We start from the raw sequence: 22,219 nt of genomic DNA, 5'->3' as shown, positions 1-22,219 counted from the left end.
CCAAAACAAATAAAAATTATCTGTATTGAAAGTGATAGGATTTTAGAAGTTCATCAATATTTACTATTTAACTCCAAACTTATAAATACTACAGACAAGAGATATGAAAGCATTAGGTAATGTACTTTGGTTTATATTTGGCGGTTTTATAGCCGGTCTTTTATGGTGGTTGGCAGGGGTCATAATGTTTATTTCCATTGTGGGGATTCCGTGGGGTAAGGCTTGTTTTGCCATAGGAACTCTTTCATTTTTCCCATTTGGTAAAGAGGCTGTAAACCGAGAAATATTAACAGGGAAGAAAGATGTTGGTACTGGTGGTTGGGGCACATTTGGAAATGTGCTCTGGTTCATATTCGGTGGTTTTTGGCTTGCTCTCAGTCATGTCTTTGCAGCTATTATAAGCTTTATTACAATTATTGGTATTCCTTTTGGCATACAGCATGGCAAACTTGCTCGTATTTCATTATCTCCCATTGGTAAAGAGGTAGTTGATAAAGAGGTTGCAGAGCAGGCCCGAAAAAAGAATGCTGAACGAGTTGTAGAAGAGTATAGTAATTAGATTATTTAATGCGAGGGTTAGGCATAACTAAATTTTTTGATATTTGTTTAATAGGGTTAAAATATGATTTCTAACAACTTCAAAACCACGTTCAGCAAATTTTAGGCTTAGAACTAGTTTCCCATTTTCTTTTATACTTCTAATTCCTTCAATTTTATTGTTTTGGATTTGAGTCTTGAGCTTAGGTCTAAGCGCAGAAACTTTGCCGTAATGATGGACAATTGAATTTCGAATGTCATTAAGAAGTCGTAACTCGGAATTACGCTCCTTAGTTAGATGCAGTGGATGCTTTAGTGTTTTATTAAAATAGTTTTCGGCTTTTTTTAAAAAGTATCTTCCATCAGCATTTTCTATGCTTTTTTCGATGTTCTTAGACTTTTGCAGTATAGATGCAAAATCTTTAATAACACTTTCATAAAGAGACCAAGCTGAAACAATAAAAGGATTTATGACAATTTGAGGAACCCCATTTTTAAGCCATGTCTCATGTTCTTTTATAAGGTTTTCATCTAAAGCACGGCTAATTTTTTCTAATTTTTTAACTTCTCTCTTTTTAGGTAATTCCTTTTTTATTTTTTTTATCTTATTAAGCTCGTTTTCTAACTGATCTTGAACAAGCTCAAGATGTCGATGTAGTATATAAATATCTTTCTTTACATCAATTAGCTCTTTTTCGTTGTGAAATATTACAAACCGTGGTTTCGTTTTATTGCTCATTATTCAGGAAAGTGTAAATTTGATATGCCTGCTGGGGTTACGCATAAGCTACACGCGAATGAATGTTGAGTTGATAAATAATGAACGAGAAGCTAAAAAGCCAAAAATGAGCAAGGCTAGGCGAGGTGCGTCCCCTTAATGCGCGGGTTAGGTTTCTTCTTTTTTAGTGAATTTGGCTACTTCTTCAAGTTTTCCAGCTTCTTTTAACTCTTTTACGAACTCTGTTAAAAAAGGAAGTTGCTGAAATTCCATCTGGTTAATTATTATTTGCCCATCAGGTTTTATGAACGTTTGTTCTATTGATTCATCAATTTTCGATTCCGGATCAAAAAATATCCAAACCATATTGCTGAATACAAATCGATAAGCCAGCTTGTCATCTTTTTCAAAGATATCAGGAGAGGTAAAGAAATTAGCGTCTAAGCCTTTTGGGAGTTTGATCATGTTGATGTTACATCCAAAGAAACTAGGATCACCGGGTTCTTCCTCTAATATCATTTCCCGCAATTGCTTTTCGACTTCTTCTCCTAAGTCTACATCTCTAAAAAATGAGTGACTTGTTATGCTTGCCCGCCAAAGAATTGAAAGCTGCAAAAGCTTAAATTTTTTGTAATCAGCATTTTCAACCACAGCATATTCATCATAGATCGTCATATCAATTTCTGTACGACCAAAGAAAAATTGATTGACGTATGTTTCGTTTGTATTCAAGTGTTGTTCACAATCTTCACAGAATAAATATTCTCTAGCACCTTTTTGCTCAAAATTTACTCTAGAATCTTCATCTGTGGATATTTCATAAAACCGACCGTAATGATCGTAGATATTTTTATAAAAAAACTCAGGTATGATGTGTGAATGACAAAGCTTTTTTTCTTCTTTACAAAGTCCACAGATTCCTGTCATAGCTGAAATCTTATTTTAAGTTAAAGGAAGAAACCTAACGACATTGCGCATAACCTGCGCACGGATTGATGCTGAATTAGCAACTAACGAAAGACGAGTCTTAAAACCAAGAGCAGCAGAGAATAGGCGAGGTGCGTCCGCGTTAATGCGCGGGTTAGGTAAACATACTTGGGACAAGTTATTTGAGGCTTTTTAAGGCTTTTTCAAAGTCATTTCGACTAATATTGAAATTAGAAAGATGCTCCTCATTAATTTCGTTAATTGATCTAGGCTCTAAACCATTGATTGAACGTCTTAAACAATTATAAGCACTCTCACGGGTAATGTAGGCAATTTCAGCACCGGTTAAACCCAACAATTTTGCACTGAACAGTTCAAGATTAAAATTTGAATCAATCGGCATATCTTTGGTGTGTATCTTTAAAATTTCAAGACAACCTTTTAAGTCAGGTTTTGTTACCTCGATTTTATAATCAAATCTACCAGGCCTAAGTAATGCCTTATCTAATAATTCAATTCTATTTGTTGTTGCAATAATTCTTACATCTTCAAACTCTTCAAGACCGTCCATTAAAGTCAAAAGCTGATTTACAAACCTTGAGTCAAACCTTAATGATTCTTCATTTGATCTTTCCTGTGCTATTGAGTCTATTTCGTCAAAAAAGATAATTGAAGGGGAATTTATTCTAGCTTCTTCAAATACCTTTCTTAAATTTTCCTCAGACTGGCCATGCCATTTACTAAGCAGTTCTGGTCCTTTTATTGAAATGAAATGTGCATTTACTTGATTAGCAATTGCTTTTGCGATTAGTGTTTTTCCAGTACCGGGTGGGCCTGCAAGTAGAATTCCTTTATGGGGTTGTATTCCTAAATGCTTTATCAATTCAGGTTTTAAAAAAGGTATTTCAATCGCCTCCCTGATTTTTTGTAGAATACCATCAATTCCACCAATATCGTCATATTCGACATCTGGAATATGCCTATTGTTTACAGTGGATTCATCTTTTTCCTCTTCTTCTTTTTGGGCACCGAAAGAAATGCTTAATGACGAACTACTGCTACCATTGTTTGGGTGGGGTTTAATACCATTAGGTTTTTTCTCCAATGTATTCCCATCAATACTTTCCTCATATTTAATTTCCCAGCTTTCTGATTCTTCAACATTGATTTCGTCGGGTAAAGTATCGACATGTTCAAACACTGTTTCTAAATTGAATACAGAACATAAATTTAAATTTTTGAGACGTGCTTCTCGTTTTAATACTTCTTTAATCTTCTGTTTATCAACCTTCCATTTATATTCTTCCTCGAAATGGCCAAAGTCATACCAATTGTGATTACTATTTCTCCAATAATATCTATTCGGTGAGTGTCGTGCTATACTATTTAAAAATTTACATCCCCATCCTTCTATATCATCTCGAATTTTACAATGATCTTCTTGAATTACGGCTTTATGGTATTCAGAATTACAATTTATGACATCGGTTATGGAATTTAATTCTTTTTGGTCGATGGGATCATCGTTCAATAAGATTTCAGTCCCTTTCCAAGATTTCACAATTTCCCAAACCTTTAGAAAGGAAGAGCTTTTCCGCCGTAATGCTTCTTGTGAAACAGTTAGTGAGTTTATTTTTTTGTTTGAATCAGCCTCTTTAAAATCATCGAATTTCTTAGCATGCTTTTTAGCATCAGATAAATAAACTGAACTACTGTTTCTAAACTTTAATTGAATTTTGAAATCCATATTGTCTCCTGAAGATGTTTACCTAACGATATGGCGCATAACCGGCAGGCGCCAGGATGTTGAATTAGTTTTAAAATGAAAGATTAACTAATAAATAGAAGGGAGGCAAGGGGATGGCGAGGCCTGTCCGAGTTAATGAGGGTTAGGTGCAGCATTTATTCTAAAAATCTACTGCACATTGACTTAACCTTATTGGCACTTCTCATTATTTCATTTGGAAAATGGTTAATGTCTTCGAATCTGTGAATGTATTCTTTATCTGGTACTCTTAAAATCGTTGCTTCCACCGATAAGTAATTATCCCGGCGATCAAAATTTATGGAGATAGTTGTTTTTACCTCTCGTGTAGTTAAGGAGAACAAACATATTCTCATTTTTGTCAGTTGTAATTTTGAATCCAAAATCAGATTTGAGAAATGAAAACTGTTTTTTACTCTCCTGATAAATTTTGTCAGAACTAACCATTTGGAATTTATTTTGGTACACCTAACGACATTGCGCATAAGCTTCGTGCAGGCAAACGTTGATTTAAAAACAAAATGTACTACAGAAATTGAGTAAACCAAAACCGGCAGGGTAGGGCGAGGCACGTCCGCTTAATGCGCGCGTTAGCGGTACAACTTAATTATTGTTATAAATTTCGACGGACTGAAAAATAAGAGGTTCCAATAAATCTAAATTTTTGTCAACCTGTCCAGGTGTTAATGTAACTTTTAACCATTTGTCGTGTTTTTCTGCAGACATATCAGAGTCTTCAAGCTTTTGAGCCCAATCCTCTTTTTGATCTATCTCAAATAAAATATGTGTAAATTGTTTTTTGGGCTTAAAATGGATAAAATTCCTTGATTTTACTCCGTCTGATAGGCCAATGTAATATTTGTTATAATTTAGATATTGAGTTGGTTTAGCTTTTTCATTGATTATATCGAGAATTTTATCAGCTATTTTAACTGTTTTAGGATTTGCTCTATCATTCCAATATTCACGGTTTGTCTCCGTAAGATTGACTTCACTTTCATCATCTTTTCTTAATTCAAAACGGTCCATTACTTTGACAAAATTGAGTGCAATACGGTCATCAATTTTTAAGGCATTGAGCTGAAGAATCATCATCGGAATATGACCATTGAATAAGCTAAGAACATTTAGAAATCTGCTAGTAATATCTTCTGCTATTAAAACCGCACAATGATCGTAGTGGGGATATCTTCTCTTCTCAATATCCCAATATTCAATACAGCGAATAATATGAGATTCATCTGTTGTACCGAGTTGTATTTCTACTTCATAACGTGAATTTGTATCAACGTTCGTAAGAAGTAAATCAAGTCTGCCACTTTTTTGTTGCCGCTCTCGATCTAAGAGTACTAAATCTCCCAATCCTAAAATTTGAGGATCATCGGCAATTTTTTCTTGGAGCCACGTCTCATTTAGATTTGGATGATTTTTAAGACTTATTTTCTCTAAGTTTGCTAACTCCATTGATAAGTTTGATTAATTAATGATTTGTACCGCTAACGACATTTCGCATAAGCTACACGCGAATGAATGTTGAATTAGTAACTAACGGAAGAAGAGACTTAAAACCAAGGAGGGCCCCAAGGACTCGGGGGCGAGGCATGTCCGCTTAATGCGCTGGTTAGGCAAACTTAGACTTACTGAAAAAATTGGATGAAATGTTTTAGGATGTAATCAGTAAGTTTTTTTGAGTTCCTTGATTTATCGTTCTTTGATTTCCAGATGAAATTGTCATTTCTGTCTTTTGAGAATTTAAATTCATTAGTTTCTATCAATACAGGGCGTGGATGTTCTTCAGAGTAATAATCATCATGTCTATTTCTGAAAATTTTGAAAGTGATAGAAGACTTTGGAGTAACTCTAAGATCAGCTGCTTTATATATAAAAGCTAATTCATTGCCTTTATAAATTACTCTGAATCCATCATTAATTATCGATTCATGCCTTAAACTAATGTTCTGAGACGATTTATTAATCTTTTCAATTGTTTCTTTAAATAAGCCTTTCAATTTTTCTACTTCGGCTAAAAAGTCATTTATAGCTTCAGAGGACCATAGATATTTCTCAAGCTTTTTTTCGTAATTAGAGTCTTTATCAATTTGGTCAACTATATCAGCGAGTGATAAAAGTTCTTCACTATCAAAATTTTCGTCTAAGTCTTCTTCTAAATGATTAGCTTCGTGCTTTGCTTTTATTTTTTTAAGCCTATGCACTGGAAATTCTTCTACATTATTAGTTTTGGTGTGATGTATTGGACACATAAGCATTAGGTTGTCAAAACTCCTTCTTTCATCATTTGTCTGATTAGGATCAAATCTTTCACCACCGGGCATAGCAGCTTTAATGTGACATACTTCTCCTAGAAAATCCCCATCTTCATCTATTATTACATTTGTACAGTTTGGATAGGCACATTGATTTCCTGATTTAAGATATAATTCTCTTAGCGTGTCTTTTTTGGGGGTGAGCCTTTTTGGTTCTTTCAATTTTGGAAAGGTGCTTTAGATTGCTATTCGGGTTTGCCTAACGACATTGCGCATAAGGGGCGTGCAAAGTAGCGTTGAATTTGTTTAAAAAGTACTATTGAAACGGATAAAATTGAAACCGGTAACCAACGGCGAGGCACGTCCCACTTAATGCACGGTTAGTGGGCTGGCTATTTATCGAAATGACTATTTAGCTCTTTAAATACTTCCTCAAATTTATCTAAAGTGCCATCGTTAAAATATGAATTATCTGCACCCTGTTTAGCTAAGTAATTTGCTGGTCGATAATGGTTAAATCTATCTACGTTCAAAAATTGATTTATCTGTATGATAATAGGTTTAATATCACTGTTTAAATCATCGAGACTGATGTCATCTTTTTCAGAAAATGCCCCGTTAAATATTTTGAGATAATCTTGTTTATCAAATAAATCTTCGATATCTGCTTGCTTATGGTCATCTAAAAATTTATCAGCAAATAATATTTTCTTTGAATCAATTAATTTGTTTTTGATTAAAGTATTCATTTTAGCTTTGCCGCTTGAATTTTTAAAAGTATCAAGGAAGCATACGGTATTAAGGTTATTACCTCGTAATAAAGAAATAAAAGTAGCAACTTTTTGAAGTCCGCCAGTTGGCACTACGGTAACTTCTTTCAGTAAATGTTCCCTGCCTGATTCTTCTAAGATTGAAGATATTGTTTGTAGGTAAATTAGATCAGAAACCCCTTCGACAAGAAGGTTATTTTTGGAAATGAAGAGGTTTTGAGCAATATCATATCCTAAAGCTGCTTGTAAGGGAAAAAGGGTGTCAGGATCTTTTTCTTTTACACTATCAGATATGACTGATCCTTCTTGAGTTTCTAAAACAGTTCTAACCCTATCCAACCCACCATCAGGAATCATAAAAGGAGAGTGGGTCGTATAAACAATTTGATAATTTGAAGTTAAATCTTCTATAAAATCTAATAAGTCTTTCTGAGCTGCAGCATGTAGATTTAAGCCAGGCTCATCTAAAAGTAAAATGTATTCGGAATCAGAATCTTCTTGTATTTTTTTAAACCATACTAAAAATGAAAAGAACCAATTAAATCCCTTGCTTCTGTTTTTTAAAGGTAAAGAAACTCTAGACCGATAGTTTTTAACTCTGACGTCTAAAATGTGCTCAACAATTCTTTTATTATTTTGATCATCTGTATCCTCAACTTTATCTAAATCAAATTCAATATCTAAGTTTCGGTTTGTAGACCAATAATTAAAAAGCTCGTCAGAAATTATAGCTTGTGTGGCTTCTAACTCTGCTTTGTAGTCTTCAAAGTCATCAGAATTAATTAAATCATCGATATTAATATCGGCAAGCTCAAATAATGCTTTTGCAGTTTTAAGCTCTTCTTCCTCAATATTATTTTGTTGTAATTCTTCGATACTTATTCGGGATGGGAGCGAATAGTACTCATCATAATATAGAAACTTTGGGAGATTGGGTTTAATATATGTCCTAGAAATATATTCCCAAATAGGGCCTGAGTCCCAATTCCATTCATTTTTAAAATATTTTTTTAACTCATTGAGACCATCAACAATATTCTCATCCTTATATTGAGATATAACAGAATCGATTTCCTCTACACTTTGAATCTCTTTTAACTTGTCGGCTAATGCTTTGCTATAAATGCCGAGTTTCTCAGTTTGATATTTAATAAAGTTCCCATGGTTTATATGGCCAATTCTCCAAGTATTGTTCCCACTATACTTTGTTGTAATTTTGAAAGTAAAGTCATCAATAACTTGTTTACCTAAATCTTCCTCGATTTCATTAATTAAGTCATCTTCACATTTATAAGTACAAGTTATTGCGGCTGGATCTATACCACTTTTGTCTATTTTCTTTTTCTCTCTTCGTGGATAATCATGTGTTTTGCTGAATTCAAACTTTTCATCAGGCTCAAAATAATTTGTTTTGGCAATTGTTTCTAGGATGGCTGTTTTGCCTGATTCGTTCATTCCAACCAAAATTGTAACATCAGGATCTAGTTCAAAATTTTGTGTATTCTCAATTGATTTATATTTGTGAATTTCAATATTCTGTAACTTCATATTCTCTATTGATTTGATTACCCGAAAAATATTTTGATGTAATTATACACTATTGATAGAATAAATGAAAAGCGTAAGCCCACTAACCTAGGCTTATATATGTGGTTTCGTTGAAAATCATTGTATGCATAATATTGCAAAAGGTTTAAAGGTCGGTTCTGAGACAGAAAAAAGTCCTTTTATGTATATCATGAGTGGGTTATCGGGTATATATAAAACATACACATAAAAAAAATATCAGTATGATTTGGTCGATAGTATCTTTTATTCTGTGACCCAAATGTGACCCAAATCGAAAAGAGAGGAGGGGAAGTTGTAAAATAAAAAACCTTTGAATAGCTGTAAGTTATTGCTATTCAAAGGTTTAGGTAAGAGTACGCCTGAGAGGATTCGAACCCCTAGCCTCCTGATCCGTAATCTATGTGAGATATTCCTGTGCGCGAAATGGGCAGCGATTTTGGGATTTCATGTAGTACTATATGTAGTACCGAAAGGGAATTGTGGGAAACGCTTTCCCGAAAATTCCTGGATAAGAACCTTTACATTTGTTACCCAACAAAACGGCAGTATCGTAGTAGAGAGGAACTAAAAATATGTACTGACCGATAGTGGTATCTATCATGAATTTAAACGAATTGCTTGATGAGAGATTTCACTAAAGTGGGTGAAGATGCAGAAATTTAATTAAGGATCTATTAAATCGTCTCGTAATTGGCTAATTTTTTAGAATTACCAAAGGAATGGAAGGTAGAAAAAGCCCCGGTAAAAACCGGGGCTTTAAATTAATTTGTAGAAGTTGAACTGTTTTAAGCTAGGCTTCGGACGTTAATTGCACTTAAGCCTTTAGGTGTTTCTTCGACATCAAATTCCACAGCTTCACCGTCTTCAAAACCATCATCAAAGCCAAGGTTTTCGACATTGTTTTTGTGAACAAAGATATCTTTGTTGCCTTCATCAGGGTTAATGAATCCAAATCCTTTTTGGGAATCGAAAAATTTTATTTTGCCTTGTTGTAACATAGTTATTTTGTTTTATGCACCCGGAGGGTCTCTTGTGAAAGGAGTTGGATTAACGCATCGTTTCAGTACAGGTTGCTCAGCAGGTGAGTAATTAAGTTTAATGCTACAAGGTAACAGTAATAACCCTGTATACCTATTATACTTTAAAAATGGAGTCAAAAATGTTTGAGACAACTATGTTTAGATATAAATTTCCATTGGGGAGATTTTTAAGTCAATTATTTTCTTAGATTTTAATTTCGTTATTGTTTCGAACATCCCATCTTATTTCTCTAAATTGTGTAATAAGTTGGTAGATAGCATACAATTTGGGTTCTAAACGGGACGTAAACTATGAAAAAATTAAAGTTGTCAATTGCCCTGATCTTGATTCTGATCCTGATCCTGCTTGTGGTACAAAATACCGCTTCCGTTCAGGCACACTTCCTTGGCTTTACCACCGAAATGTCACTGGTCGTGCTACTTTTCCTGACCGGAGCATTAGGTTTTGTATCTGGACTGGTTTTGGGATTTTTGTTAAAAAACAAGGTTATACGATCTACTGAAGAGCAACGAAAGAATTAATCGAGATTATTTGAATTAAGTGGGTTTAACACGGTTATATAAGGGCGGGTAATTTTATTACAAAAGTACAGAACTATGAGAGACAAGAAATACGCTTTAATTACGGGAACGGGGTCCTATATTCCTAGTCGCAGGGTACCCAACACCGATTTTTTAGAGAATACTTTTTTAAATAATGATGGCACTCCCTTAGATAAGCCTATTGAGGAGACCATTCAGAAATTTTCGGAAATCACCGGTATAGAGGAGCGACGGTATGCCAAAGATGATGTACTGGCCTCGGATATGGGAGCAGAAGCTGGTAAGCAGGCGCTTTCGTCGGCAGAATTGGATCCTGAGAAGCTGGATTATATTGTAGTAGCTCATAATTTTGGTGATGTCCGGGCCGATAATCCACGGGTAGATATGGTGCCGACTCTGGCGTCGAGGGTCAAACACAAACTGGGAATAAAAAATCCATATTGTGTAGCCTATGACCTTCCTTTTGGTTGTCCGGGCTGGGTTCAGGGGCTCATCCAGTGTAACTACTATCTTCGCAGCGAGGATGCTTCGGCCGGTCTAGTTATTGGAACCGAAACACTTTCGCGTATCTGCGACCCGCATGACCGGGATAGTATGATCTATTCGGACGGGGCCGGAGCCGCAGTATTGGAGGGCCGAGAAAGCAATACTCCAGTGGGGATTCTGAGCCATTCTGCACGCACTGATACTGAGGAACAGGCCTATTATTTGAAGATGGATTCTTCATATAACTCCGACGATAACGATTCTCTTTACATGAAGATGAACGGGCGTAAACTTTACCAGTATGCACTCACTCACGTACCAGAGTTAGTAAAAACAAGTCTTGATAAAGCGAATATCGGTTTTGATGAGGTTGCAAAAGTGTTCATCCATCAAGCCAACGCTAAAATGGATGCTGCCATTTTGGAGCGTCTGGCAAAACTATATGGTCATAATGAAGTTTCGGACGATATTATGCCCATGACCATATCGCGACTTGGCAACTCCTCTGTGGCTACCGTTCCTACCCTGCTGGATCTGGTGTTGCGAGGTGAGATGGAGAACCATCAGATTGAGAAAGGAGATATTATTGTGTTGGCATCGGTAGGAGCAGGAATGAACATTAACGCTATCGTTTATCAGATGGATTAATTGCTGGGTTAACTCCTGGGCCTTTTAAGGAAGGCCAGCGTTTCTTTTACAAGTCCATTTATACCAATCCACAAACATAACCTTTTATACCACATGGGATTCGAACAGCTGTTGATTTTTGTCGTGTTATTATGCGCTTTTATCGGCTTGGCGATTGACCTGTGGAGCCCGGATGCTATCCTGTTGACAGCTCTGGCCATCCTTACAATAACCGGAGTCTTGAGCCTTGAGCAGGCTTTCCAGGGATTTGCAAATACGACCTTAATAGCGCTGGCCAGTTTATACGTGGTGTCGACTGCCATGCGGGAAAGCGGGGCGCTGGATCGCGCGAGTGCCTTTATTTTGGGACAGGAAACACGGAGTATTCAGCGAATTTTGCTCAGGTTGTGTCCCAGTGTATCACTATATTCAGCTTTTTTAAATAATACCCCGGTTGTGGCTATGGGGATTCCCGCTATTCGACAATGGGCGCTTAAAAAGAATATTGTCGTATCAAAGTTACTTATGCCCCTTTCATTTGCCGCGATTTTGGGTGGGCTCTGTACATTAATTGGAACCAGCACCAACCTAATTACCCACGGACTGTTACAAAGTCACGGATTTGAGGGTCTATCCTTTTTTGAGTTGGCCTGGGTTGGCGTTCCCTGTGCCTTTGTCGGACTGTTATACCTTGTTTTTATTTCTCCCATGCTGACCCCGTCCCGCCAAGATATCCGGTATGAAGAAGAACAACGGCGGAATCTGTTGGTAGAGATTGAAGTAACAGAAGGGGCAGATGCAATTGGGAAAACCATAAAAGAAGCAGGACTAGATGAGTTTCAGGCCTTTTATCTTTCCCGTATTAATCGCAAAGATCTTGAAATAGCGCCTGTTCCCAAAGAAGAGAAGCTCCGCCGGGGCGACCATCTTTTGTATGCTGCTAAGGGAGGTGTTGCGGCTACAGTACCAAAATTGGTTGACTATCCCGGGCTTCAGCTTGTTCAGCAGCCACCAAGAAGTATTGAAGATGATGGAAAGCCAGAACGAGAGCTTCACCATGTGGTTGTAAAAGAAGGTTCGCCTTTGGTGGGGGCTACCGTACAGGAAGCCAAGCTTCTGGAACGGTTCGGAGCTGCGGTAACCGGCGTGCGAAGAAGAGGGGAGCGCGTTGAACAGCCCCTTGGACCGTTTGTGCTGCATGCCGGAGATGTTTTGCTGCTTGACACCAATCGAGGTTTCCGCGAGGCGTATGAGAACACGAAAGATTTTTTCCTGACCAGTGCGGCCGGGGGGGAAGCTACCGGGGAAGAAACAAGCATTGAAGAGCGCCGGCCAGGCGGAAAAGACTTGTACGTCTCGGTAGCAGTGTTAGTGGGCATCGTTACACTGGTTGCCACAGGGATGGTACATATTGCGCTGGCTGGTATTTTAGGGGTCGCGATATTATTGAGTTTTAATGTTATTAAAGCCGGTGAGGCTCGAAAATCCGTAGACTGGACCGTCTTAATTGTGATTGGTGCCGCTATTGGTTTGGGCAAAGCGATGGAGGTGAGCGGAACGGCTGAACTTATTGGACAGTGGATGGTGGATCTTACCAGCGTATATGGGGATCGAGCAGTGTTGGCGGGAATTGTTATCGTAACAGGGCTACTTACTGAAGTCATTACCAATAACGGCGCGGTAGCACTGATGTTTCCGATCGCCTTATCCGTTGCCGAAACCCAGGGGATTGAAGCTCGCGGCCTGTTCATTGCCATTACTCTGGTAGCATCGATGTCGATGATCACCCCAATAGGCTATCAGACCAATCTTATGGTCTATGGTCCCGGTAATTATAAGTTCACTGATTTTTTTAAAGTAGGTTTTCTCCTTGAAATAACCTTGTGGACGCTGGTCATTATTCTGGTTCCCATCTTTTGGCCGATGTGAGGTATGTTTTTCAATTATATTTTTTTCGGAATGGATTTATGATGGGTTCGATCTGAAGATGGGAGTTTCTAGTCTCAATATTATAGCTAAGGTTGCTAAGCCTAGCAAAATATGTATATATCCACTCAGCCCAAATCCATATATACCGATTCCCCACGCAATAATTAATATTGCTGCTATGAACCAAAGTTGATTTCCCATGATGCTTTAATTTGAAATGTTAGAATTTTGCCTTTAAATCTTTAAAAGAGTTACTAAACTCAATATTACATCTATCTTTTTACCATTCCATATTTGGCATTTTTTTATCAATGTACATCGATTCAGATGTACCCATGGTTGTGAAACTCCAGGTATAATTGTTTTCAAGAGCAATATTTTCTGAACTTTTAACGCCCGTTGTTACGGTGAAGGTGTACAGAGCTCCCTCTTCTAATTCTGCATCAGGTGTGAATACAGCAACTTTATCGGAATAACTAATGGTTCCACCTATACTACTCGTCGTATACTGCCAGTTATTTTCAGTATCTTTCATTATTATAGGCTGGTCTGTTATTTGATCAAATAGCAGCACTTCATTGTAGTCTTCATACATTGTATCTGCATAAGTCGCATGTAACTGTAACGTAGCCCCGTTTATACTTTTGCCATCCATTTCACGGCTGAAGGTGATCTCGATTGCACTACCTAACTCAACATTTACTTCACCACCGTTGGGACTTGTTGCTAAAATGACCGGTGTTTCTGTTATAGGATCAACAATACTGGTTGAATCCTGTGCCATTAGAGCGGTAGAAAAAACGGCAAATAACAGAGCTGTGAGGGTGATATTTTTAAATAACTGTTTATTTGTTTTCATAATATTTTGGGTTAGCGTGAAGTAATTATCACGCCTTCAATATGCGCATTAATTGGCTGAGAGATGTTACAGCATCCCGGTTATGAGTTACAGATATCACTGAAGCTGAATGCCACCTATCATTCCTGACATCGTAAAACTATTCTTTAAATTCTTGTACGAAGGTAATTCTATCCTTCCGTATTTAAATACTAATCCAAAACTCGAACTCTCTTCAAAGACCTGTAATATATGTAACACTTCAAACTTAATGTGTAACGCATGACTGTATAAATGTTCTCAAATTTATTTATTAGAGGCATTTTACAATGTTCTGTCATGGGTAAAGCAAAAGTTAGAAAGAGAGAATATGAAAAAAACAATTGGCAGTATTTTAAGCATAGGCGGATTGATCGGCGTCATTTATTTTGGAATTCAATACATGAACAATTCTGAATCGTTTGAGCTGTTGGGAGCGGATGTCGCTGTAAGTACCGGTGATTGGGTTCCGATTCTGATATCACTAATTGTCTTTGTTGCAGGATTATTGATTTATCGATCTAAGTAGTCCGTAAGCCTTGTTATTGCTGATACTAATTGGTTGAGATAGTTCCTTAATGGACTCATCCAGCCAAACTGCGTTATACTATGATGGAGGTGGGTACCTAGTGGATGGAAAACTCTAAGGTGTAAACCAATCGTCGCACGCAGGCATTCACAGGCTGATTTGCGGGAAGTGCATACCCAAAAAAATAATTAGGAGAGATTAATTATGAGACCCATTATTTCAAATATATGTCTGATATTAGTTGTGGGGCTGTTGATTTCAGCCTGCAGTGTACAACAAAGTGCAATAAGCGGCAGCAAGCGGGCGTACGGCTATAGCTGGGACCAAGAAAAACAGATTGGCAAAGATGCCGACCAGCAAATTCAACAGCAATATGGAATATATGATAATGATGAGTTGCGGGCATATGTGGATAACATTGGGCAGGAGATGTTGGCCGTCAGTCATATGAACCGGCCTGACACACCTTCCGAGTATGAAGGGACGGACTTTTACTTTCGCGTCTTAGACAGCCCGGTCGTTAATGCTTTTGCCCTGCCCGGGGGATACATCTACGTAACCCGGGGGCTGCTGTCGCATCTTGACAACGAAGCCCAACTTTCCGTGGTGCTGGGTCATGAGATCGGGCACGTGATAGCCCGCCATGCCTCCCAACGAGCCTTCGAACAGCAGATGGGGCAAATTGCCCTGATCGGGGGAGCTATAGGCGGGGAACTGCTGGGGCTTCCCGGTGGTGATATCCTTGGTATTGGCAGTCAGGCAGCCCAACTGCTGTTTTTGAGCTACAGTCGCGATGACGAACGGGAATCCGATCGCCTTGGTGTGGAGTACGCCTCCCTGCAACAGTACAAGGCGGCAGAAGGGGCACAATTTTTTGTATCCCTGGAGCGGATGTCCAAGCAGTCCGGTCAAAGTATACCTGACTGGCAATCAACCCACCCCGATCCGGGCGAAAGGGCAAAGAGTATTCCTGAAATTGCTGAGCAGTGGAGGGCGAAAGGATATGAACAAACCATTGAAAATACCGATCAGTATATGGGTATGCTCGACAATATGATCTATGGCGAAAATCCACGGGAGGGATTTACCCGAAATGGCAACTTTTATCACCCAGAAATGAAATTTCAATTTCCCTACCCGGATGACTGGCAGGTGGTTAACCAGCGGTCACTGGTGGCGGTTGTCAGCAAGGATCAAGATGCTGTCTCGATTATGACGCTGGACGGCAAGTCGACGAGGGCAGAAGCCTCGGTTAATGAATTTTTAAATCAAGAGGGTATTACCACGGTAAGAAAAGAAAAAGCAGAAAGCAACGGTCTTAATGTGTTCCGGGCAGAAGCTACTGGACAAACTGAGGACGGAACCCAGCTCAAATTCTATCTCTATGCGATAGAGTATGAGGGCTCGATCTATCGCTTTTTAAACTATACCACAGTTGAGAAGTATGAAGCCTATGCTACCAGTTTTGATGGGATAACCAGAGGTTTTAGGAAGCTGATTGATTCAGATATATTGAATATTCAGCCGGTGCGTTTGCAAGCGGTAAAAGTCAACCGGACAGGCACCTTCCAGTCTTTCCTTCCACGGAACCTTGAAAGGTTTTCGATAACCGTTTCGCCAGAGGACCTTGCCATAATGAACCAAGTGGGACTCGATGAACAGATCAATGTTGGCACTTGGTTAAAATTTCCAAGCCAGTAACGAAGAAGCCATTACTGTTATCGATTAATTGATAAAGTGTTTGTTGGTGGCTAAAGCAGTACCCATTAAAAATCCAACACTCAAAGAGAGTGCTGTAATTATTTGATAACATCATCCGCGCAATTCACCAAGACTTCAGATGGATATCTTGTTTTAAATATTGACAAACAGAATCCAATAAAAAAAGGGCAGAGGTTTTAATTCTGCCCTACTTTTATTCACACTCTGATGAATGTTATCTAGGGTTTAAGGGATACCAATAACGATTATGATATTTTATCTTTCAGTTTATCAAGGGCTTCGACAAGGGTATTCATCTCACGGTTAAAATCAGTTTTAAAGGTTTCCCATTGCTCTTTTCCTTCCGCTTTATAAGCAGCGAGTTTCTTTTTCATGTCGCTGTTCTTTTGCTCGAGTGTTGCCAGTTGTTTTTCGTAGTCAGCTTTTACATCGGCTGTTTCATTGGCTATGCGGGCTTTGAAGGCTGCGATCGTTGAATCGTTGGCTGCAATTCTCTCGGATGTTTCTTTACGATACAGATCTATGGCGGCCTGGTATTCCCGGTTAGCTTCTTGCAACTCACGGTTGGCCTCAACTACTGTAGACTGTGCTTCTTCCACCTTTTGGTCCGTGTTGTTGCAGCCTGTTATAAGAACGACTGCAGCCAACATGGAAATCACAAATATTAAAGCTGATTTTTTCAATGTATTAGGATTATAAGATTTCATGATCAGTTGATTCCTGCTGTTTGTGACATTTCTGCTCGCGCATTCTGAATGGCCGTTTGTACATTCTGTATGGCTTGTTTCAAGCTATCCCCTTCACTAACGACTTTTTCAGAGGTCGAGGCAATAGCCGCGATTCCCTTTGTAGTGAGATCATTAGACAAGTATGTTTGGATCTCTTGTATATCAGATACGTACGTTTTGAACGCCTCGTTTACACCTATGCTATTTTCGGCAATTTTATCATAGATTTCTCCAAGTGCAGCTCTCCGTTCATCACTTAGTTGCTTAATTTTAGGATTTTTGTATTCAGTGCCCTCTTTTTGCCATTCCTCAAAATAATCTATGCCTTGTTCTTTCATCTTTTCGGCATGTTTGGCAAATTTCTTCTCCATGGCTACCATTTTTTCTACATTATTCTTGTAGGTTTCAAACGCACGTGTTATATCGGTTTGGTCAGACCTCATAAGTTCATCCATGGATGCTCCTGTAGCATCTAACTGACGGGAAACTTCTTGTATATCATTATCCATGGTTTCCATGGTTGTCTGTGTGTCCTGTGAACGTTGCATGCCTGTGGAAGCGCAACTGGTAATACCAAATGCAGTTATTATCAGCAGTGCAAAGTGCCAGGTATAAATTTGGTTAAGTAGTTTCATATTAAACTCCTTTTATTGTCCGCGACTGGCGGGACAGATGTGAATTGATTTCACACAAGTAATATGAGAACTCTAACCCTGGAAAGCATTACATATCACCGATGCAGGCTTATATATTTCACACATTTTACAGAAATTTTGGAAGGAGCAATGAAACGGAATTCCGTAAAAAGCCGGCAGGAATGAACATCTTAAAGCTTGTCCACAAGCAGTATCATCGCGGCTACAACGGTAGAGATAGGGCCTATAATCCGCATGTAATCGACAAAGGCCGGGCGTCTTTTTACTTCAATAGTAATAAAGTCATTCTCTTGCAAGACGAAATCACGCATCCCAGGTGGCAATTGTTGGGTATATCGAAACCTGAAATTGACCACTTCATCAATGTTCAGTTCTTTGTTTCGGCGGGATACATTGACCTCAATCCGTAATTTAGACCAGTCAAGTGTGGTTTCTCCTGTCCGGAAACTAACTGGTCCGCGTGCAAATGAGATCAGTTCGATGAGTGTGGTACCGGTGGGGATTCTAAATCTTCCGGGTGCGTTTACATCACCCCATAGATTAATCAATACCGACTCTTCACCCGGTTCGGATATTTGCACAATACCTTCAACGAGTCGATACTGCTGAGTAACAGGTCTCTCATCTTGTGCCCGAGCCGTTTCTGTAATTATCAGGCCACTAATAAGCATTGCTATGGCAAAAATTTGTTTCATTTCTCTACCACAAATTATTTCGCGTTTCCCCCCTCATTAACCATTCGTTCGGCTTCTTCACCCATTTTCTTTATCCGCTTTTTAACATTGGAAACAGAGTCTTTTATGGTTTCTTCTGCATTGTCTGCATAGTCTCTGGCTTTATCGACAATTTTCTTTCGCTTGGATGAGTCTTTGTAGGGGGTCAATAGAATCCCCACTACAGAGGTTAGTGCGGCACCGGCTAACAAGGTGAATAATACTTTTTTTGAGTCCATGATATGTTATTAAGTTGATGAATATATTAGTATTAAATTGGCTGTTTCCCTTGAATTACCCGGAGTATGATGGCAATAACGGCTATGACCAGCAGGATATGTATAAGCCCCCCGGCACTATAGCCGATGAAACCAACAAGCCAGCCAATAATTAAAATGACGGCTATGATATAAAGTAGATTTCCCATGACAGTTTATTCTTAGGTTATTGGTTTAATATTACCGGCACGAAATCGTTAACAGGTAGTTCATTTACATGCCGTTTCGGCTTTGAGACATTTCTTCTCGTGTTCCCTGAATAGCAGCTTGCACGTTTTTCAAGGCAACCATCAGGCTGTCTCCTTCACTGATAACTTTTTGGGAAGTTGGCGCAATAGCCGATATTCCTTTTGCAGTCAGATCATTTGAAAGGAACGCCTGGATCTCTTTCACATCAGATACATACGTTTTAAACGTCTCATTTATGCCGACGCTATTTTTAGCAATCTTGTCATACATTTCTCCAAGTGCGGCTCGTCGCTGATCACTGAGTTGCTGTATCCTTGGGTTTTTATATGCGGTTCCCTCCTTTTGCCACTCCTCAAAATAATCTATTCCACGGCTTGTCATTTCAGTTGCATGACGAGCAAATTTTTGCTCAACAGATGTTATTTGTAATACGTTATCTGAATAAGTGTCAAAAACCTTATTTAAATCACCTTGAGGGATATTTATTAAATTATCAAGAGACCTTCCTGTGTCATCTAACTGCAGCATTGCTGATTGTATATCATTGTCCATCGTTTGCAAGGAAACTCTTGCCGCATTGGAACGCTCCATGCTCGTCGAACTACATCCTGTAATCCCGATAAAAGCTAAGAGCAGCGCGAATACAAGAAAATATTGTCTGATTGGGTTCATAATTTGTCCCCTGTTATTAGTCTTAATACTGTAAATAAAATTTCGCCATTATACATCTGAAAAGCGTTATATCAATCTGCAAAAGGCTTACATATATCACGGATTCCGGATGAGAAATGACATTATCCAGAAGGTATTAAGATCTATATACGTCTGTTCTTGTTGGATATTATGAGTAATCGTATTCCATTATATTGTTGTTTATATTGAATATGAGTTCGTTTTGATTTGGGATAAATCCCTACATCAGGTAGAGTTATATATTTTTATATAGTCTCTTTAATAATTTCCTTGCTCAAGGTTAAAGAATGGCAAATTATGAAACTGTATATTAAATATATGGTAAGCCTGCGATGCAAGATGCTGGTCAAGGAAGAGTTAAAAAAACTGGGTATAGGCTGCATATCTGTTGAGCTTGGTATGGTTGAAGTTCAGGATGATATTACGGATGATCAGCTGGAAGAATTTGCGAAGAACCTGAAAAAATCCGGATTGGAACTACTCGACGATAAAAGGAATATCCTGGTTGAAAAGATAAAAAGCGTAATCGTTGAAATGATTCACTACGAGGATGAGGTCCCCAAAGTGAATGACTCCGATTATATTAGCGAAAAGCTTGGATATGATTATACCTACCTGTCCAATACCTTCTCAGAAGTAAAGGGAATCACCATTCAACAGTATATTATTATTCATAAAATTGAACGAGCCAAAGAACTGCTGTTGTATGATGAATTGACCCTGACTGAAATAGCCCATAAACTTCATTACAGCAGCGTGGCCCACCTGTCTAACCAGTTCAAAAAGATTACCGGTCTAACGCCCACCTATTTTAAGGAACTAAAAGAAAGACGCAGAAAGAATCTCGAGGATCTGTGATATATATAACTCTTTGAGTAGAGTCTATAATGCTTGCTCTGCTAAAAGTGCTCATCTTACCTGTCCAACTTTAATAACATCAAGCTGATGGAAGCAGTAATAAATAAGATTGAGTATGATCTAGGTTTTTATATGGCTTCCATAGAAAAGCGATTGCATTCTATGGAAGAAGATCAAATCAACGAACGAATATGGAACAGAGACACAAGCCTGTGGAAAGATGACGAAAAATCTAGAGCAGTGATTTCCCACTCCCTGGGGTGGCTGGATGCCGCCTCCCAAATGCACACAGCAGTCCCGGAGATTTTGCAATTCATTTGGGAAGTTCAAGCGGCTGGGTTCACCCATGTGGTCGTTTTGGGTATGGGTATTAACAGCCTGGTTCCGCAGGTTCTAAAAAGCATTTTTGGAAACGATAACAAGGGATTGGATCTCTCTATCATCAATACCACCGATCCCTCCACAATTCAAGCAATAGAGCAGAAAGTCTCTTTGGAAAAAACGCTCTTTATCATTGCTGATAAAACAGGAATAACGGCAGAGACGAGCGCCCTTGGAGAATATTTTTACAAAAAGCTGGAAGCAAATGAGGGTAAAAAAGCAGGCAGCCATTTTGTGGCAATTACAGACCCTGACAGCCCGATGGTAGAGAAAGCACGGGCATTACGCTACCGGCATATCTTTTTGAATTTTGAAGGTATTGGTGACCACTACTCTATACTGTCCTATTTCGGGATGGTTCCTGCCGCATTGATGGGGGGCAACGTGGAAGTGCTGTTGGAGCGGGCCATCTGGATGCAGAAGTCATGCCAAACGCATAATTTTCCACCAGAAAATCCTGCTCTTAAACTGGGCGCCATTATGGGCGAAATGGCACTTCAAAAACGGAATAAGCTAACCCTTGTACTTCCGGATTCACTCTCGGCTCTAGGCAAGTGGATTGAACAGTTGATTGCTATAAGCACAGGAAAAGAAGGCAAAGGTATTTTGCCTATCACCGGGGGAACACTGCTTGCCCCTTCGTATTACTCACACGACCAGCTGTTTGTGCATCTGAGCCTCCATGGGGAACATCAGCCTGAAGTAACAGAGAAGCTACATAGATTAATGGCAGCCGGTCATCCACTGGTCACGATTACATTAGAAAACAAATTGGACATTGCCGGAGAGTTTTACCGCTGGCAAATGGCTGTTGCGGTGGCCAGTGCTCTCATCGGGATAAATCCATTTGATCAACCAAATGTTGAGGAAAGTAAACAGCGGACCCATCAAATTTTAAGCAAATTTGAAAGGGAAGAAACTCTGCCCGTAATGGACTCTGCAATAACAGAAGGAAAGCTAACCTTCTTTACTTATCGCAATAAGTTTAAAGATACCGAAGATTTGTTGGATACATTTTTGAACGGTGAGTATGCCGGGGATTATCTTACCATCCAGGCTTTTCTTCCCGAGGAACCGCGTACCGACAAGCTTTTGCAGGAGTTCAGAGTGGTCCTCCAGCAGCGGCTTAAACGGGCGACAACGGTAGCTTACGGACCTCAGTTCTTGCATTCCACAGGTCAGTATCATAAAGGGGGTCCAAATACCGGGTTGTTTATTCAGCTGACAGCAGATGATGAGGTTGATATGAATGTACCGGGCAAAAAGTATTCATTTGGTACTTTTAAACGCGCCCAAGCCGATGGCGATTTCACCCTCATGTTAACTCACAGCAGGAGGATCATTCGGGTGGGCTTGAATGGGGATATTCACGAAGGTATGGCTAAACTAATCGATTTGGTTACACCGTCCTAGCTGACTG

At 38.9% G+C, this 22,219-nt stretch carries 23 protein-coding genes; 8 read left to right on the top strand and 15 right to left on the bottom strand.

The annotated features are described in order from the left end of the window. Positions 1–103: 103 nt before the first annotated feature. A complete protein-coding gene (locus FCN14_RS13965) occupies positions 104–559 on the top strand; it encodes a YccF domain-containing protein (RefSeq protein ID WP_138431909.1) in 456 nt (151 codons plus the stop codon). 27 nt (positions 560–586) lie between these two features. Here FCN14_RS13965 and FCN14_RS13960 read toward each other — a convergent pair whose 3' ends face one another. The 7 genes from FCN14_RS13960 to FCN14_RS13930 all read right to left on the bottom strand — a co-directional run bounded on the left by FCN14_RS13960 (position 587) and on the right by FCN14_RS13930 (position 9,548). Continuing rightward, positions 587–1,276, bottom strand: a complete 690-nt coding sequence (locus FCN14_RS13960; RefSeq protein WP_138431908.1) for a hypothetical protein — start codon at positions 1,274–1,276, stop codon at positions 587–589. Positions 1,277–1,423: 147 nt separating this feature from the next. Then, complete coding sequence (locus tag FCN14_RS13955) at positions 1,424–2,182, bottom strand: hypothetical protein (RefSeq protein WP_138431907.1); 759 nt, start codon at positions 2,180–2,182, stop codon at positions 1,424–1,426. Between the two features lie 178 nt (positions 2,183–2,360). Continuing rightward, positions 2,361–3,929 carry an ATP-binding protein gene (locus FCN14_RS13950; RefSeq protein WP_138431906.1) on the bottom strand — a complete coding sequence of 523 codons (1,569 nt, stop codon included), beginning with the start codon at positions 3,927–3,929 and terminating at the stop codon, positions 2,361–2,363. 621 nt (positions 3,930–4,550) lie between these two features. Next, on the bottom strand, positions 4,551–5,411 hold the full coding sequence (locus FCN14_RS13945; RefSeq protein WP_138431905.1) for a hypothetical protein: 861 nt from the start codon (positions 5,409–5,411) through the stop codon (positions 4,551–4,553). Positions 5,412–5,584: 173 nt separating this feature from the next. After that, the gene (locus FCN14_RS13940) at positions 5,585–6,433 is read right to left on the bottom strand and encodes a hypothetical protein (RefSeq protein WP_138431904.1); all 849 of its coding nucleotides are present in this window, start codon (positions 6,431–6,433) and stop codon (positions 5,585–5,587) included. Between the two features lie 170 nt (positions 6,434–6,603). Then, positions 6,604–8,529, bottom strand: a complete 1,926-nt coding sequence (locus FCN14_RS13935; protein WP_138431903.1) for an AAA family ATPase — start codon at positions 8,527–8,529, stop codon at positions 6,604–6,606. A gap of 806 nt (positions 8,530–9,335) precedes the next feature. Beyond that, the gene (locus FCN14_RS13930) at positions 9,336–9,548 is read right to left on the bottom strand and encodes a cold-shock protein (protein WP_138431902.1); all 213 of its coding nucleotides are present in this window, start codon (positions 9,546–9,548) and stop codon (positions 9,336–9,338) included. A gap of 333 nt (positions 9,549–9,881) precedes the next feature. On the opposite strand from FCN14_RS13930, the gene FCN14_RS13925 reads away from it, so the two are divergent. The 3 genes from FCN14_RS13925 to FCN14_RS13915 all read left to right on the top strand — a co-directional run bounded on the left by FCN14_RS13925 (position 9,882) and on the right by FCN14_RS13915 (position 13,175). Beyond that, positions 9,882–10,112, top strand: a complete 231-nt coding sequence (locus FCN14_RS13925) for a lipopolysaccharide assembly protein LapA domain-containing protein (RefSeq protein ID WP_138431901.1) — start codon at positions 9,882–9,884, stop codon at positions 10,110–10,112. Positions 10,113–10,187: 75 nt separating this feature from the next. Next, on the top strand, positions 10,188–11,267 hold the full coding sequence (locus FCN14_RS13920) for a 3-oxoacyl-ACP synthase III family protein (protein WP_138431900.1): 1,080 nt from the start codon (positions 10,188–10,190) through the stop codon (positions 11,265–11,267). A 93-nt stretch (positions 11,268–11,360) separates the two neighbouring features. Next, a complete protein-coding gene (locus tag FCN14_RS13915; RefSeq protein WP_138431899.1) occupies positions 11,361–13,175 on the top strand; it encodes an SLC13 family permease in 1,815 nt (604 codons plus the stop codon). A gap of 36 nt (positions 13,176–13,211) precedes the next feature. Here the strand turns inward: FCN14_RS13915 and FCN14_RS16130 are convergent, their stop codons facing one another. Together FCN14_RS16130 and FCN14_RS13905 are read right to left on the bottom strand one after the other, a co-directional pair. After that, complete coding sequence (locus tag FCN14_RS16130; protein WP_138431898.1) at positions 13,212–13,376, bottom strand: lmo0937 family membrane protein; 165 nt, start codon at positions 13,374–13,376, stop codon at positions 13,212–13,214. Between the two features lie 79 nt (positions 13,377–13,455). Then, complete coding sequence (locus FCN14_RS13905; protein WP_138431897.1) at positions 13,456–14,034, bottom strand: Ig-like domain-containing domain; 579 nt, start codon at positions 14,032–14,034, stop codon at positions 13,456–13,458. A 421-nt stretch (positions 14,035–14,455) separates the two neighbouring features. Between FCN14_RS13905 and FCN14_RS16035 the strand changes: the two genes are divergently transcribed. Next, on the top strand, positions 14,456–14,581 hold the full coding sequence (locus FCN14_RS16035) for a hypothetical protein (RefSeq protein WP_281280662.1): 126 nt from the start codon (positions 14,456–14,458) through the stop codon (positions 14,579–14,581). A 204-nt stretch (positions 14,582–14,785) separates the two neighbouring features. Then, a complete protein-coding gene (locus FCN14_RS13895; RefSeq protein WP_138431895.1) occupies positions 14,786–16,282 on the top strand; it encodes a M48 family metalloprotease in 1,497 nt (498 codons plus the stop codon). A gap of 266 nt (positions 16,283–16,548) precedes the next feature. On the opposite strand, the gene FCN14_RS13890 is transcribed toward FCN14_RS13895, so the two are convergent. The 6 genes from FCN14_RS13890 to FCN14_RS13865 form a co-directional block, all read right to left on the bottom strand. Beyond that, on the bottom strand, positions 16,549–17,010 hold the full coding sequence (locus FCN14_RS13890; protein WP_138431894.1) for a sll1863 family stress response protein: 462 nt from the start codon (positions 17,008–17,010) through the stop codon (positions 16,549–16,551). Between the two features lie 2 nt (positions 17,011–17,012). Then, a complete protein-coding gene (locus FCN14_RS13885; protein WP_138431893.1) occupies positions 17,013–17,666 on the bottom strand; it encodes a DUF2959 family protein in 654 nt (217 codons plus the stop codon). A gap of 191 nt (positions 17,667–17,857) precedes the next feature. Further along, positions 17,858–18,382, bottom strand: a complete 525-nt coding sequence (locus FCN14_RS13880; RefSeq protein WP_138431892.1) for a hypothetical protein — start codon at positions 18,380–18,382, stop codon at positions 17,858–17,860. Between the two features lie 14 nt (positions 18,383–18,396). After that, entirely contained in the window at positions 18,397–18,639 is a 243-nt protein-coding gene (locus tag FCN14_RS13875; protein ID WP_138431891.1) for a YtxH domain-containing protein, read from the bottom strand. A gap of 32 nt (positions 18,640–18,671) precedes the next feature. After that, positions 18,672–18,827 carry a lmo0937 family membrane protein gene (locus FCN14_RS13870; RefSeq protein WP_138431890.1) on the bottom strand — a complete coding sequence of 52 codons (156 nt, stop codon included), beginning with the start codon at positions 18,825–18,827 and terminating at the stop codon, positions 18,672–18,674. 64 nt (positions 18,828–18,891) lie between these two features. Further along, positions 18,892–19,539: a DUF2959 family protein gene (locus FCN14_RS13865; RefSeq protein WP_138431889.1), complete on the bottom strand. Its 648-nt coding sequence runs from the start codon at positions 19,537–19,539 to the stop codon at positions 18,892–18,894. A gap of 318 nt (positions 19,540–19,857) precedes the next feature. Between FCN14_RS13865 and FCN14_RS13860 the strand changes: the two genes are divergently transcribed. Then, the gene (locus tag FCN14_RS13860) at positions 19,858–20,418 is read left to right on the top strand and encodes a helix-turn-helix domain-containing protein (RefSeq protein ID WP_138431888.1); all 561 of its coding nucleotides are present in this window, start codon (positions 19,858–19,860) and stop codon (positions 20,416–20,418) included. A gap of 87 nt (positions 20,419–20,505) precedes the next feature. Further along, positions 20,506–22,212, top strand: a complete 1,707-nt coding sequence (locus tag FCN14_RS13855; RefSeq protein ID WP_138431887.1) for a phosphoglucose isomerase-related protein — start codon at positions 20,506–20,508, stop codon at positions 22,210–22,212. The last annotated feature ends 7 nt before the right edge of the window (positions 22,213–22,219 follow it).

Origin of the sequence: Fodinibius saliphilus, from assembly GCF_005869845.1 — a bacterium.
Classification (GTDB): domain Bacteria; phylum Bacteroidota; class Rhodothermia; order Balneolales; family Balneolaceae; genus Fodinibius; species Fodinibius saliphilus.
This window is presented reverse-complemented; position numbering and strand designations above follow the sequence as displayed.